Origin of the sequence: Corynebacterium suedekumii (assembly GCF_030252185.1) — a bacterium.
Taxonomy (GTDB): domain Bacteria; phylum Actinomycetota; class Actinomycetes; order Mycobacteriales; family Mycobacteriaceae; genus Corynebacterium; species Corynebacterium suedekumii.
Window position 1 is genome coordinate 2826324 of record NZ_CP126970.1, and the last position, 13828, is coordinate 2840151.

Annotated in this window: 12 protein-coding genes; 4 read left to right on the forward strand and 8 right to left on the reverse strand. The window is 67.8% G+C overall.

All coding sequences use genetic code 11. From position 1 onward, the window contains the following. Position 1 precedes the first annotated feature (1 nt). From QP029_RS14065 to QP029_RS14080, 4 genes are read right to left on the reverse strand one after another with little or no spacing between them, the layout of a single operon-like run. The gene (locus tag QP029_RS14065) at positions 2–931 is read right to left on the reverse strand and encodes a hypothetical protein (protein ID WP_284874860.1); all 930 of its coding nucleotides are present in this window, start codon (positions 929–931) and stop codon (positions 2–4) included. Then, entirely contained in the window at positions 931–2040 is a 1110-nt protein-coding gene (locus QP029_RS14070; protein WP_284874861.1) for a GNAT family N-acetyltransferase, read from the reverse strand. Before QP029_RS14070 ends, QP029_RS14065 begins: the two co-directional genes overlap by 1 nt. Beyond that, positions 2037–2567, reverse strand: a complete 531-nt coding sequence (locus QP029_RS14075) for a hypothetical protein (RefSeq protein ID WP_284874862.1) — start codon at positions 2565–2567, stop codon at positions 2037–2039. The genes QP029_RS14070 and QP029_RS14075 overlap by 4 nt, the downstream gene beginning before the upstream one ends. Continuing rightward, complete coding sequence (locus tag QP029_RS14080; RefSeq protein ID WP_284874863.1) at positions 2567–4180, reverse strand: phenylacetate--CoA ligase family protein; 1614 nt, start codon at positions 4178–4180, stop codon at positions 2567–2569. The genes QP029_RS14075 and QP029_RS14080 overlap by 1 nt, the downstream gene beginning before the upstream one ends. A 139-nt stretch (positions 4181–4319) precedes the next feature. On the opposite strand from QP029_RS14080, the gene brnQ reads away from it, so the two are divergent. Together brnQ and QP029_RS14090 are read left to right on the forward strand one after the other, a co-directional pair. Next, complete coding sequence (gene brnQ, locus QP029_RS14085; RefSeq protein ID WP_284874864.1) at positions 4320–5681, forward strand: branched-chain amino acid transport system II carrier protein; 1362 nt, start codon at positions 4320–4322, stop codon at positions 5679–5681. Between the two features lie 74 nt (positions 5682–5755). Then, positions 5756–6778, forward strand: a complete 1023-nt coding sequence (locus tag QP029_RS14090; RefSeq protein ID WP_284874865.1) for an LLM class flavin-dependent oxidoreductase — start codon at positions 5756–5758, stop codon at positions 6776–6778. A 6-nt stretch (positions 6779–6784) separates the two neighbouring features. Here the strand turns inward: QP029_RS14090 and QP029_RS14095 are convergent, their stop codons facing one another. Further along, entirely contained in the window at positions 6785–8617 is a 1833-nt protein-coding gene (locus QP029_RS14095) for a BCCT family transporter (RefSeq protein WP_284874866.1), read from the reverse strand. A gap of 104 nt (positions 8618–8721) precedes the next feature. Between QP029_RS14095 and QP029_RS14100 the strand changes: the two genes are divergently transcribed. Further along, complete coding sequence (locus tag QP029_RS14100; protein ID WP_284874867.1) at positions 8722–10035, forward strand: ISL3 family transposase; 1314 nt, start codon at positions 8722–8724, stop codon at positions 10033–10035. Between the two features lie 82 nt (positions 10036–10117). Here QP029_RS14100 and QP029_RS14105 read toward each other — a convergent pair whose 3' ends face one another. Next, positions 10118–10654 carry a hypothetical protein gene (locus tag QP029_RS14105; protein WP_284874868.1) on the reverse strand — a complete coding sequence of 179 codons (537 nt, stop codon included), beginning with the start codon at positions 10652–10654 and terminating at the stop codon, positions 10118–10120. Between the two features lie 668 nt (positions 10655–11322). Here QP029_RS14105 and QP029_RS14110 point away from each other — a divergent pair. Further along, complete coding sequence (locus QP029_RS14110; RefSeq protein WP_284874869.1) at positions 11323–12120, forward strand: GntR family transcriptional regulator; 798 nt, start codon at positions 11323–11325, stop codon at positions 12118–12120. Positions 12121–12124: 4 nt separating this feature from the next. On the opposite strand, the gene QP029_RS14115 is transcribed toward QP029_RS14110, so the two are convergent. Both QP029_RS14115 and QP029_RS14120 read right to left on the reverse strand, forming a co-directional pair. Continuing rightward, positions 12125–13138 (reverse strand): zinc-binding dehydrogenase, encoded by a 1014-nt coding sequence (locus QP029_RS14115; protein ID WP_284874870.1) that lies wholly within the window; start codon positions 13136–13138, stop codon positions 12125–12127. Beyond that, positions 13138–13812, reverse strand: a complete 675-nt coding sequence (locus QP029_RS14120) for a phosphonatase-like hydrolase (protein WP_284874871.1) — start codon at positions 13810–13812, stop codon at positions 13138–13140. The genes QP029_RS14115 and QP029_RS14120 overlap by 1 nt, the downstream gene beginning before the upstream one ends. Positions 13813–13828: the final 16 nt, after the last annotated feature.

Sequence of the window (13828 nt, forward strand, 5' to 3'; positions counted from 1 at the left end):
ACTAGGTGAGCCGGTGTGACCGGGGGACGTCCCCGGTCGACCGGCCGACGGAGAACACGGCACAGGGGGTGGTGCCGGCGATCTCGGCGATCGTGGCGGCGCAGGAGGGTTCGTCCTTGAACTCCGACGCCACCGCCACCCGGAGTCCGGCCTTGTCGAGGGCCAGCCACAGGCGCATGAGGTGGCGGCCCGCGTCGATCCAGTCGGCCTCGTCCTCGGGTGCCGGGGTCATGCCGAACACGACCCGGGTGGGTGCCGATGACCCGGCCGGCACGAGTCGGGCGAGGAGGCGGGCGGGCCGGTGCCAGCGGTGGGAGATGTCGACGAGCAGCTGTCCGGGGCGGGACCGGAGCAGCCGGTGGGCCACCACGCCGAGGCGGCGGGGGATGCGCAGGCAGTCGGCGGTGAGGCCGTCCTCGGTGTAGCGGGGGTCGTCCGGATGCAGACGCAGCCAGGACAGGGTCTCCCGCAGCATGGCCGGGGTGCTGGCCAGGTGCAGCTGCGCGGTGGGGGCCAGGCGTCGCCACACGGACTCGGGGATGTCCTCGACGACGACCTCGTCGGGGACGTCGGTGAGGACGGTGACCAGGGTGGCGGGGTCGGGGTGCAGGCGGCCGCGGTCGACCTGGCGGTGCTCCAGGTCGGCGATGGTGAAGGGGTGGGGTGGGGCGGCGTCGATACGCAGGGTGAGGGTGACGTGCGGGGCGGTGCCGGTGACGGATTCCAGGGTGGCGCGGGCGGCGATGGCGAAGGACTGGACCCAGCAGCCGAGGCCGAGGAGGAGGTCGCGGTGGTGCGGGTCGGCGACCGGCAGGAGGCGGTCGGGGTCGACGGTGACGGTGACGAGGTCGCCGTCGACGGTGACGATCCACGGCTGGGTGTTGTGGGCGGAGGGCGCGCGGGCGGCGGCACGCAGGGCAGCGTCGATCATCACAGTTCCTGCTGGTAGACGGACAGTTCGTGGAGGGGGCGGCCGCCGACCTTCTCGAAGACGCGGGCCGATCCGGGGTTGTCGCGGCCGATGAAGGTGACCCGGAGGCGTCGGTAGCCGCCGGCGTGGAGGCGGGCGTAGAGCTGGCGGATCATGAGGCCGAGGATGCCGCGGCCCTGGTGGTCGGGGCGGGTGCCCTGGACGATGAGGACGACGTCGCGCCCGCGGCGTCGCCACCGCAGCAGGTCGAGCCCGGCGCGCAGGTTCAGACGGCCGTCGTGGGCGCGGAGGATGTCCACGGGGTCGGGGACGGCGACGATGAACCCGGCCACCTCGGCACCGTCCTCGGCGAGGATGATCAGTTCGGGATCCATGATCACGCCGAGGCCGTCGAGCTGGGCGGCCATCTGTGCGGGCCCGATCGGGGTGAAGTAGGGCAACTGGGCAAAGGAGGCGTTGAGCACCGGGCGCAGGTCTCCGGCCAGCGTCGAGCGGAAACGGCGCGGATGCCGCAGGGTGAGGCCCCGTTCGCGCCACTCCTCGGCGCCCGGGGCACGGCGGGCGTCGGCGGGGATGCCGGCGACGTCGACCTCCCAGGTGTCGGCGATGCCCCAGGGCTCGAGCCCCGCCTCGGCCAGGACCCTCGCGTAGAAGGGCGGGGTCCACACGGTGTCCAGGAACCCGGGGTGGTCGAACCCGGCGCGGAGGATGCCGCCGGTGACGTTCGGCAACGGGGTGACGGGGCCGAACAGCCGGGTGGCACCACGCGCGCGGTGATGGTCGGCGGCAGCGTGGACCAGCGTGCGGACGGTCTCGGCGTTGACTCCCTCCAGCGCCCCGAACAGGCCCGTGCGCTGCCCCATCTCGACGTCGAAGGCGTCGGAGTGGTGGGTGATCATCCGGCCGACGGCGGTGCCGGTGTCCGTGCGTGCCAGCCACAAGGAGATGCCGGGGAACCAGTGCTGTCCCGTGAACCAGCTGCGGATCTCCGAGCGCAGCAGCGGGACGGAGCGGTCGGTCGTGCCGGCGGCGGTGTGGAGGCGGACGGGCAGGTCAAGAAATTCACGCAGCTGCCGGCGGGTGGTCACCTCCTCCACGTGCACGGTCATCGGCGGGGTCCGAAGAGTGTGTCGCGGACCACGGCGAGGGTGCTGCGGACCAGGCGGGCGGGCCCGACGGGCGGGTCGGTGAGCGGGGTGGTCGCCGGCGGGTCGCTCTCCCCGGCCAGGGGTGCGAAGCGGCGGATCATCGACATCCTCCCCTGCGCGTTGCAATTGCCGTTGGTGTAGCCGTGCTCCTGCGGGACGAGGATGCGGATGAAACCGCCCTTGGCCACCTCCTGGTCCGGGTCCTCGGGCAGCAGCCAGTGCATGAGTTCGACGTGTTCGGGGGTGCGGGCGAACTCCTTGAGGGACTCCTGGGTGTCAAAACCGACGAGCAGCCCGATGCCGAGCGGGAACTGGTAGTAGGAGCGGTGCCACAGGTACCCCGGGGTGGCGCGCAGGCGGGCGGAGAGCTTGGGCCAGCGGATGACCTGGCGGACCATGCCCAGCGGCGAGTGGTAGTAGTTGCAGCTGAAGAAGAAGGCGCCGGCGCGGCCCTGGGGCGGGGCGGCGGAGAAGTCGGTGGTGCGCATCAGGTGTCCTTAATCGTCCGTGACCAGGTAGACGTTCTTGATCCGCTCGGCGTCGTCGCCGGCGAAGGGGCCGTGCGGTGCTCGTGCAGGCGCACGGTGATCTCCCCGGCGCTGGCGTCCTCCTCGAGGGATTCGCGGAAGTCGCGGGAGACCGAGGCGAGGTGGGCCACCACGCCTTCGGCGAGTGCGGCGGACATGGTGGTGCGTTCGGTGTGGGTCAGGGCGGCGTCGGCACGCAGTTCGACGTGGATGACCGGGCGGGTCTCCAGGTCGGTGGCCTCGACGAGTTCGGTGCGGAAGGACTCGATGTGCGGCGCCCACCGCTGGTCGCCGTAGAGGCCGTTCTCCACGTCGAGGGGGTAGATGTTGGCGCCCATGTAGGAGATGGTGGCGTCCTTGCGGCCGTAGAGCAGCAGGAACGGCAGCTTCATCCGCTGGTGGCGGAACGCGCGACGGCAGTTCTGCTCGACGCGGGGGTGGTCGGCGAGCAGCTCCATCATCTCGGGGAAGGAGTACAGCGTCGCCTCGTCGCCGATGTTGTAGCGCAGCTTCGGGTTCATCACCGCGGTGGTGTTGAGGGTGACCACCAGCTCATCGTCGGCGGTGGTCTCCAGGTAGGTCTCCAGCGGGTTGTACTGGAAGATCATCGGGGTGCGCGCCTCGTCCTCCCCGAGCAGGGCGCGGCGGAAGTCCGGGTCGGCCACACACGCCTTGCGGATGCACACCGACAGATCCGTCTCCCCGCCCAGGCCGATGGTGAGATCCGAGGCGCCGTAGCCGGAGTACACCCGGCCGAGGCGGGCCTCGAGGTAGTCGCGCAGCCCCTCGGTCATCGCCTCCCCGCCGACGAAGGCGTTGATGCGGTACGTCCGCCACTTCTCCGGCTCCTGATCCATCCGGTCGACTACGTGCTTGAGAAACGGCGGGTAGGCGGTGATGAGGTAGGTGTGCCCGGGCCCGAAATGTTCCATGGTGTCGAGGATCTTGTCCAGGTCCGGGCCGGTGTTCTTCACCGTGGCCACCTGCGCCATCGCCAGGCCCGTGTTCGTGCCGGTGGCCCACGCCCCCATGGAGAAGGCGTTGATGCAGAACAGGTTCCTCGACCCGTGGAGCATGGTGGTGAACCCGGCGAGGTTCTTGTGGATGGTGTACAGCTCGGACTTCGAACGCATCCAGTTCGTCGGCTGCCCGGAGGATCCGGAGGACTCGTCGACGACGGTGCCGATCGTCTTCAGCCTCCCCTTCCACGACCGCTCCTGCTCCGTGTAGCGGCGCACGTAGTTGTCCTTCGTGGTCTCCGGGTAGTTCGCCAGATCCCACCACCGGAACTCCCAGCCGTGGCGGGCCAGGTGATCCTGGTAGGCGGGCACGTCGAGGAAGCCGTGCTGGCACATCATCCACGCGTTGAGGCGGGCGAACTCCTCCAGCTTCGGGTGGTAGTTGCGGGCGGTGAACCGCCACACCGCCGGGTGCACGCGGTAGGCGGCGTAGACGGCGGACAACCCGGAGATCGCCGCCCGCAGGAAGATCTGCCGGGCGATGTTCACCGGCCCCCGCGGGATGGGCAGGGTGCGCAGCCGCCGGGGAGCCGTCGGTTTCCTCCACTGAATCATGTCCCCACGTTAGCCACGTCACAGCTGGTGCTCAACCGGTGGGCGGGTCCCCTGCCACGATTCCGCTATCCCCACGACCCCGGAGTAACGTGACGTGTCACATCAACCAGTCCGCCCCCAGACGTGAAACGTGCGCCACATGACCAAGTTGTCCAAGAACCTGCCCCTGACGATCCTCGTCACCGCCTTCATGCTCTTCTCCATGTTCTTCGGAGCCGGCAACCTCATCTTCCCGCCGATGCTCGGCGTGGAGGCCGGGACGAACTTCACCCCGGCGATGATCGGTTTCCTCGGCACCGGCGTGCTGCTGCCGGTGCTGGGCATCATCGCCATCGCCATCTCGGGCGACAACCTGCGTGACCTCGCCTCCCGCGGTGGCCGGATCTTCGGGCTGGTGTTCCCCATCATCGCCTACCTGTCCATCGGTGCGTTCTACGCCCTGCCGCGGACGGGCGCCGTCTCCTACGAGACCGCCATCCAGCCGCTGACCGGCTGGGACTCCCTCCTCGCCTCGGGCGCGTTCAACCTCATCTTCTTCGGTGTCGCCCTCGGACTGGCGTGGAACCCGACGTCGATCGTCAACAACCTGGGCAAGTTCCTCACCCCGATCCTGCTCGTCCTGCTGTTCCTGCTCGTGGTCATCGCCGTGGCCACCTTCGACGGCACCCCGCTGACCCCGGGTGAGAAGTACGCGGACGCCCCGTTCGCCGCCGGCCTGCTCGAGGGCTACCTCACCATGGACTCCATCGCGTCCCTGGCGTTCGGCATCATCGTCATCTCCGCCCTGAAGAACAGCGCCCTGCCCGCCGGCAAGCCGCTGGTCCGCAGCACCATCCTCGCCGGCCTGGGCGCCGGCCTCATGCTCGGCGTCGTCTACGTCGCCCTCGGCTTCATCGGCCAGATCATCCCGGACCCCGGCCAGTACGACAACGGCGCCGGCCTGCTCGCCGACGCCGCGAACCTGGCCATGGGATACCCCGGCCAGATCATCTTCGGCCTCATCGTCCTGCTCGCCTGCCTCACCACCGCCGTCGGCCTCATCGCCGCCACCAGCGAGTTCTTCCACCTGCTCGTCCCCGCGATCTCCTACAAGGCGTGGGCCATCGGCTTCTCGCTGCTCTCCTTCGCGCTGGCGACGCAGGGCCTGTCCACCGTGCTCGCCGTCGCCGCCCCGGTCATCGGGTTCATCTACCCGCCGGCGATCGCCCTCATCTTCGTCACCCTCATCCAGCCGCTGCTCTACCGGAAGGTCAACCTCTTCTGGACCTTCCGCCTGAGCATCTGGGTCGCCGTCCTCTGGTCCGCCCTGGTCACCCTCAACGACCTCGGCTGGGGCAGCTCGGTCATCGAGCCGCTCATCAGCTGGTCGCCCATGCACGATCTCAGCCTGGGCTGGGTGCTGCCCACCGTCGTGGGCTTCATCGTCGGTCTGCTTATCGACGTCGCGAAGCCCACCGACCCCGCCCTCTCCCGCGGGCAGCGGGTCGCCGTCAGCGCCTGATCCGGGCCGGAACAGAATCACCCTCCGTAGTGTTGGGGTCAGTGAGACCCCAACATCCGGAAGGTGATTTTTTCATGTCTGCCCCGCTGCCCCTGTCGCTCATCGACTTCTGCCACATCTACCCCGGTGAGACCGCCGCACAGTCCATGGCCCGGTCGGTGGACCTGGCGCAGCGCGCGGAGGCGCTCGGCTACTCGCGGATCTGGTACTCCGAGCACCACAACATGAAGCACATCGCCTCCTCCGCCCCCGCGGTGCTCATCTCCCACATCGGGGCGAAGACCGAGAAGATCCGCCTCGGCGCCGGCGGCGTCATGCTGCCCAACCACTCCCCCTACGTCATCGCGGAACAGTTCGGCACCCTCGCCGAGCTCTACCCCGACCGCATCGACCTTGGACTGGGCCGCGCCCCCGGCACCGACATGAACACCCTCGGCCGCGCCCTGCGCCGTGACCCCAACGCAGCCGAGCACTTCCCCCAGGACGTCATGGAACTGAACGCCTACCTGCAGGGCCGCTCCCGCATCCCGGGTGTGTCGGCCATCCCGGGCGCGAACACGAACGTGCCGCTCTACATCCTCGGCTCCTCCATGTTCGGCGCCACGCTGGCCGCCGAGCTGGGCCTGCCCTACTCCTTCGCCTCCCACTTCGCCCCGACCCACCTCGAGCAGGCGACCCGCTACTACCGGGAGAACTTCAAGCCCTCGGACACGCTGGCCGAGCCCTACGTCATCGCGGCGGTCAACGTCGTCGCCGCGGACACCGCCCAGGAGGCCTCCCGCCAGCTCGAGGGTGTATACCGCGAGCGGGTCCGCGCCATGGCCGGGCGGGGCCAGCACCTCACCGAGGAGCAGCTCGACGCAATCATCGAGTCCCACCACGGCCGCCAGATCATCGACATGCTGCGCTTCACCGGCGTGGGCACCGGCGAGCAGGTCCGGGACTACCTCGAGGGCTTCGCCCGTACCGCCAACGCCGACGAGCTGATGATCTCCCTGCAGGGCACCTCCAACGCCGACGTCATGCGCGGGATGGACATCCTCGCCGACGCCTGGCAGCTGGACCCGGCAGACATGGCCGGGGCTCCGGGCCGGTAGGGGCGGCTACCAGTTGTCCTGGGTCCGGGGGCGGGACTGCTCGACGATCCGGAACCGGGACTCCATCTCGGCGGCCTCGTCCGGATCGTCGGTGAGGTCGCCGACCACGCCGAGGTCGCCGCCGATGACCACGTTGCCGGGGATGACGATGTTGCCGTCGTCGTCGTGCTCGAGCACCGGGACGGGCAGCGGGTTGCCCTCGGCGTCATAGCCCGGGGCCGGGCGGGATTCGTAGGCCTCGAGCTTCTCGGCGGTGTCGGTCTTCTCCCACTGGCGGGTGCGCAGCTGGCGCTGGGCGGCGACATCGTCACTCATACCCTTGACCAGGGAGTACATCATGATGAACTGCATGAGGAAGAAGGGGAAGGCCACGATGATGACCACCTCCTGCAGCGTGGCGATACCCGTCGCCGGGGAGATGAGCAGCAGCGCACCGGCGACCGCGCCGATGGCCAACGCCCAGCCGATGCGGTAGGACGTCGGGCTGGTGTCCTCCTCGCCGGTGGCGAACATGTCGTTGACCAGGGCGGCGGAGTCGATCGAGGTGACGAAGAAGATGACGATCACCACGATGGCCAGCAGCGAACTGAAGGTGGTGAGCGGGTACGCGTCGAGCAGGCCGAACAGCGCCTGCGGCACATCGCCGTCGACGACGACCGGCTGGGTGAGCGCACCCGGGTCCGCCAGCTCCATCTCCACGCCCGCGCGGCCGAAGATGGCGAACCAGATGACGCCGAAGATGGTCGGCAGGGCGAGGACACCGGCGATGAACTCGCGGACGGTCCGGCCCTTGGAGATGCGGGCGACGAACATGCCCACGTACGGCGACCAGCAGATGGTCCACGCCCAGTAGAACATCGTCCACGTGCCCTGCCAGCCCGGGTTGTCGTCGAAGGAGTCGGTCCAGAACATCACCTCGGGCAGGCCGGTGGCGTAGATGCCGAAGGACTCGATGACGAACTTGAGCAGCGTGAGCATCGGTCCGGTGACCAGGATGAACACCATCAGTGCCACGGCGAGGGCGATGTTGATGTTGGAGAGCAGCTTGATGCCCTTCTCCAGGCCCGCGCCGACGGAGAGGCAGCCGAGGCCGGTGATGACGAGGATGATCACCAGCTGCACCCAACTGACCTGCGGCACGTCCCACATCTTGTTGAGGCCGGAGTTGATCTGCAGCACGCCCAGACCCACGGAGACGGCGATGCCGAAGGTGGTGCCGATGATGGCGAGGATGTCGATGGGCTTGCCCGGCCAGGAGTAGATCCGGCCGCCGAGCAGCGGGGCGAAGATCGACGACAGGCGCGGCGGGAGCTTGCGCTTGTAGATGAAGTAGCCCAGTGCCAGGCCCGGCAGCACGAAGATGACCCACATGTGGATGCCGAAGTGGTAGTACGTGAACACGAACGCCTGCCCGATGGCGGCCTCGGACATGGGGTCAGCGTTGGCCATGGGCACGTTGAAGGCGTGGTTGATGGGCTCGGCCACGCCCCAGAACATCAGCACCGCGCCGACGCCGCCGGCGAAGATCATGGAGAACCACACGGGCAGCGGGTAGCGGGGATCCTCGTCGTCGTCACCGAGCTTGAGTCGGCCGTAGCGGGAGACGAAGACGCCGAGCAGGAAGATGAACACCAGGGACACGCCGCCGATGTACATCCAGCCGAAGTAGGTCATCAGTCCACCGGAGATGACGGTGAACGCGTCCCGGGCGGTCGCCCCGAGGATGATCGTGGAGACGACGAAGACGAGAATGCATCCCGCCGCTCCGAGGAAGATGCCCGGGTCCGACTTCAACCCGAACAGATTACGTTTACTGGCCCTTCCGGATCCGGAGTGCATAGCTGGGGTTCGCCGGTGATGCGGTGAGGCACAAGATGTAGGGGTCCTGGGGCGTGTGAAGATGCAAGTTCCTACACCAGCACTTCGCATCCCCAGGACCCGCTTTGAACGCTACCGCCAGCCTGCTCGCCGACACCATCTGCCGCACCGTCGAGCTCGGGGTGACCATCACCGACGCCGCTGTGGCTGACGAGCTCACGCACCTGTTCTGCGCCCCGGTCACACTCGACCCGATCTGCGCCGAGTGCGGGATGGCGGGCCGTTTGCGGGACCACGTCCAGCGGAAGGTCACGGATCTACCGATCGTCGGGCATCCCACCAGACTGCACGTGCGGGTACCGCGCTTCACCTGCGACAACACCGAGTGCGCTACGAGGATTTTCCAGCAGCGGATGCCGGCGTTGGCTGAGCCGCGGGCCAAGACCACCCGCCGTTGCAGCCGCTGGATCCTGCAGCGTCTGGCGATCGACCGCACCAGCGTGTCCGCGGTGGCCAAGGCCCTCGGGCTGGGGTGGGATTTGGTCAATGACCTGGCGGTCTCGGAGGTTCGCGCGATGGTCTACGAGCAGCCCGGACACTTCGATGGCGTCCGCGTTCTCGGTGTCGATGAGCACAAGTGGAAGCACGTGCGCGGCGACGGCAGCAGTGCGTTCGTCACCGTGCTGGTCGACCTGACCCCAGTCGTGGACGGCACTGGCCCGTCCCGCCTGTTGGACATGGTCCCGGGGCGTTCGGCGAAGGTGCTCACCGAGTGGCTGGACGCCCGTGACCAGGTGTTTCGGGATCGAGTCAAGGTTGTCACGATGGACGGTTTCGCCGGCTACCATTCCGCTGCGGCGAAAGCTGTTCCTGCAGCACGGACGGTGATGGATCCGTTCCACGTCGTGCATCTTGCCGCGGACAAGCTCACCGTGTGCCGCCAGCGGATCCAGCAGGCCACCACCGGGCACCGGGGACGGGCCGATGACCCCCTGTACGGGATCCGCCGCATCCTGCGCACCCGCGCTGAGCTGCTGACCGACAAGCAGAAGGTCCGCCTGTTCAAGGCGTTCACCGCCCATGATGCGCACGCGGCGGTGGAGGTCACCTACGGCGTCTACCAGCGACTCATCGCCGCCTACGAGGCCTCGGGCAAGCGGGAGGGCAAGATCGCGATGTACAAGCTCCTCAAGTCGATCCGGGCCAGTGTGCCAACGGAGTTGCCCGAGCTCGCGCAGCTCGGTCGCTCACTGTGGAAACGGCATCGCGAGATCCTCGCTTACTTCGACGTGGGTGCCTCCAACGGACCCGTCGAGGCCATCAACGGCCGCCTCGAGCACCTGCGCGGGATCGCCCTGGGCTTCCGCAACCTCAAGCACTACATCTTGCGGTCACTCATTCACTCCGGCCGGCTTCAGGATCGGATCAATGCACTCTGATTCCGGAAGAGCCCGTTTACTACCGGATTCTCCGGTGGACATGTGGATGCCTCTCGTCGTCGTGGCGGGTAACGGAGACAGGTTACCGTGACCGCACCGTCCCGAGCTTGTCGACGCCCACTTCCGGCACCCGCGCACGGATCAGGTCGACGAGTTCAAAGGGCTGCGGGGTCGCCCCCTCGGGAAAGCGCACCGTGTACGGCGCCAGGGCCCGGGTATCCTCGCCGGACCGTCCCACCCGCTCCGGGACGTGCGCCGGGAGCAGGACGAGGAAGGTGCCGCGGCCCGGCCGGGAGTAGAGCTGGATGTGGCTCAGCTGTGACAGGGGGAAGGTGACGCCGGTGCGCGGGAGGGTGACGCGGTCGTCGATACGCAGGGTGGGGCGGGAACGGCGGTGCAGGACCACCGCCAGCATGATGAGGGAGAGAAGCATGCCGGTGGCCGGCGCGGCGGTGGCGACGAGGTAGAAGGACTCCAGTGTCGGGTCGGCCTGTGCGCGGGCCGAGCAGAGCAGGCCGAGAAGGATCGGGGCCAGGACGACGAGGAAGATCACGCCGATGATGACGGCCCGGCTTCGGGCCAGGTGGGCCGCCGAGGGACGCAGGGTGATCGTGTCCATGATGGCGCGATCTTAACCCATTCCGTGGTTATCTCCCCTGCACGTTCGTCTGCGGGTGAAACGGCGTCCGCCCGTCCCTGAGGAGCATATGTGCCTTCCATATATCAACGGAGGACAATATCACTGCGACAGTCCATACCTATATGTACAACATCCGGCCATGACCGGCGAGCAGAACGGGGTTGTCCAGCTATCCCTGCGCAGACGAGTCCGTCACAGACAATGTCGGGTCGAGCATCCCGACGACCACATATCCATATGCCACCAGCGACGTCGGGAACCAACGGCGTCCCCCCGGCCAGAAACCCCATCGGCGCTGGATACACCCCACGACTGGGACATAAATGTAACGCCAACCTTCCTTGCGCATACACAATGGTAGGAAGGGTGCGAAAGTTCCCTGCGGTAAATATGGGATTTTTATACAACATCCTGTCAATCGACTCAGAAATTAGGACCACCCCACAACTGGTGATAACCTCGACAGTCACTGGTACGGTAAATCTAGTAGATAAGAATTCTTCGAAAAGTCACGTGCATTGATATATGCTTGTGGTAAAACTTAGAAAATAGTAAGCCACCTGAGAAGCAGGCGGGCTTTCTCGCCATTTCTCATCCCCCCCCGCCGGGGAGACCCTTCCCGGCACATGTTCAAAAGGAGCCTACGCATGGGTCAGGCAGCCACGATGCCCCGCAAGACCTCCCAGCGTTACGAGACCATCATCACCCACATCCGGGCGGCCATCCAGGACGGCACCTACCGTCCCGGCGACGAGCTCCCGTCCGAGGCCGAACTGTGCCAGCAGTTCGACTCCTCACGGGGACCCGTCCGCCAGGCCATGTCCCTGCTGCGCACCGAAGGACTCATCTCCACCGGTCGCGGCCGGCGCAGCACGGTGCTCACCACCGCCGCCACCGGCACCTTCGACTCCATCCTCTCCATCTCCGAGTGGCTGGTGTCCCTGGGCAAGGAACCCGGCCAGCGCACCGAATGGATCGCCCGCCGCCCCGCCGACGAGATCACCGCCCAGCACCTCAAGGTCACCGAGGGCGAGAAAGTTGTCTCCATGCTGCGCCTGCGCCTGGCCGACGACGAGCCCATCGCCGTCGAACGCATCGCCTTCCCCGCCGAGATCGGCCAGCACATCCTCGACTTCGACACCGACAGCGGCTCCATCCACCGCGTCCTGCTGGACAAGGGCGTCGACTTCGAGAGCATCACCCGCACCGTCTCCGCCATGCTCGCCACCGACGAGGACGCCCGCCTACTGGGCATCGCACCCGGCTCACCCCTTCTCCGCCTCGGGCTCGTGGCCTCCGACAAGCAGGGCCACATCCTCGAGTTCGCCGACTACCGCTACAACGCCGAGGATCTGGCGATGCACCTCAACAGCGTGCGCGGCACCCCGACCCCCGCGTGGCTCGCGCCGCACGAGGGTGTGTCCGACGATCTCCCGGCCAGCTGACCGGCTAGGAATCCAGGGCAACCACCGTCCGCAGGGCTCCCGACGGCGACGCGAACGCCGCCGGGAGCTCTGCGAGTGAGATGGGACCGTCAAGAATCCGGTCCCAGGGCAGCTGATCCCCCTCGCAGTCGAGGAACCCGACCGCCTCCCGTAGATGACGCGGTTCGTAGTTGTGGACGCCCGTGATGGTGCGCCACCCCCGAACCACCCATTCCGGGTCAACGCTGACGTCGGGCACCGGTGCCACCGTTCCGGCGAGCACCGCCACTCCCCCCAGGTCCAGGGACCGGATGCAGGCGTCAGCCCCCTGGGCTACGCCGGAGAACTCCAGCGCCACATCCACCAGGTGATCATCTCCCGGAGCGACCACCTCGTCCGCCAACGGACGCGCCAGGTCCCGCGACACCGGACTGGGGTCGCAGGCGATGATTGTCCCGGCTCCACCGGCACGCACCGCCGCCAGCGCGACCATGCCCAGCATGCCGACCCCGTTGACCAGGACCGTCCGCCCGACGAGATCACCGGCCCTCTCCAGGACCGCCATCACCGTGGCCACGGCGCACCCGGCGGTCGAGGCCACCGCATCCGGGATACTGTCGGGCACGATCTCCGCAGCCTGGCCAGCCCGGAGATGAATGTGTGAGGCGTAGGTGCCGGACAGGGGCCAGGCCCCCTCCACATGCTCGTGGCCGGCTTTGAGCACCTCCTCACACTTCGCGCTCAGTCCCCGCGCACAGTTCCGGCACCGTCCACACGTGGAGGTCACCGAGAACACGACGCGCTGCCCGGGGGCGATTCCGGGCCGGCGGCTGGTGACCACCGTGCCCACGCCCTCGTGGCCGAGAATGGACGGGCACGCGCCCGGACGTCGCCCGGAGACCGTGTGCCGGTCCGATCCACAGATGGTGGCGGTGGTCATGCGGACCAGCACCTCACCGTCCGCCAGCTCCGGCAGTGCCAGTTCGGACAGCTGGAACCGCTGGTCACCCAGCCACACCTGAGCCTGTGCCGTCCCCATCAGTGGGCGCCGGCAAGGAGAGTGGGCAGGTCCGCGGCGGAGTCCAGCACCCGGTCAGCGCCGAGCCGCTCGAAGTCTCCCCTGTCCAGGTGCCCGGTGAGCACTCCCACGGAGATGACACCCGCACGCTGGGCCGACACCACATCAGAGGCGGTGTCCCCCACGCTGACGACCTGGGCCGGATCAGTCACCCCGGTGGTCGCCATCACCTGCTGGATCATGAACGGCTCCGGGCGCCCCGCCGCCACCTCGTCGCCGGTGGCGGTCGTGTCAAACTGGTCCCCGATCCGCCAGCCCATCGCCGAGAAGATGAGATCCGCGATCTCCCGGCTGAACCCGGTGGTCAGCCCGACCTTCACCCCGTCTGCCCGGAGAGTCCGCAGTGCCTCTTCGACGCCGTCGAGCGGAACCGGCGGGTTCTCGGTGTAGGCGCGTCGCAGCTCCGCCCGGAACCACTCCCACGCCTTCTCCACCAGCTCCTCGCCCGGCTCCACGCCACCGATCTCCAGCAGGTTACGGATGGCCCACTTCTTCTCAGTGCCCATCCACTCCTGGAACTGGTCGTCGCTGTAGCGGGCACCCTCCCGTTCGGTGGCCTCCCGCAGGACGCGGTACACCTCGTCCCGGTCATTGATGGTGGTACCTGCCATGTCGAAGACGGCGAGAGTGAACATTCGGACTCCTTGGATG

Bases quoted from the DNA above. Each gene is read 5' to 3' on its own strand.
- QP029_RS14065 (WP_284874860.1), bottom strand. From the start codon at position 931: ATGATCGACGCTGCCCTGCGTGCCGCCGCCCGCGCGCCCTCCGCCCAC.
- QP029_RS14070 (WP_284874861.1), bottom strand. From the start codon at position 2,040: ATGACCGTGCACGTGGAGGAGGTGACCACCCGCCGGCAGCTGCGTGAA.
- QP029_RS14075 (WP_284874862.1), bottom strand. From the start codon at position 2,567: ATGCGCACCACCGACTTCTCCGCCGCCCCGCCCCAGGGCCGCGCCGGC.
- QP029_RS14080 (WP_284874863.1), bottom strand. From the start codon at position 4,180: ATGATTCAGTGGAGGAAACCGACGGCTCCCCGGCGGCTGCGCACCCTG.
- brnQ (WP_284874864.1), top strand. From the start codon at position 4,320: ATGACCAAGTTGTCCAAGAACCTGCCCCTGACGATCCTCGTCACCGCC.
- QP029_RS14090 (WP_284874865.1), top strand. From the start codon at position 5,756: ATGTCTGCCCCGCTGCCCCTGTCGCTCATCGACTTCTGCCACATCTAC.
- QP029_RS14095 (WP_284874866.1), bottom strand. From the start codon at position 8,617: ATGCACTCCGGATCCGGAAGGGCCAGTAAACGTAATCTGTTCGGGTTG.
- QP029_RS14105 (WP_284874868.1), bottom strand. From the start codon at position 10,654: ATGGACACGATCACCCTGCGTCCCTCGGCGGCCCACCTGGCCCGAAGC.
- QP029_RS14110 (WP_284874869.1), top strand. From the start codon at position 11,323: ATGGGTCAGGCAGCCACGATGCCCCGCAAGACCTCCCAGCGTTACGAG.
- QP029_RS14115 (WP_284874870.1), bottom strand. From the start codon at position 13,138: ATGGGGACGGCACAGGCTCAGGTGTGGCTGGGTGACCAGCGGTTCCAG.
- QP029_RS14120 (WP_284874871.1), bottom strand. From the start codon at position 13,812: ATGTTCACTCTCGCCGTCTTCGACATGGCAGGTACCACCATCAATGAC.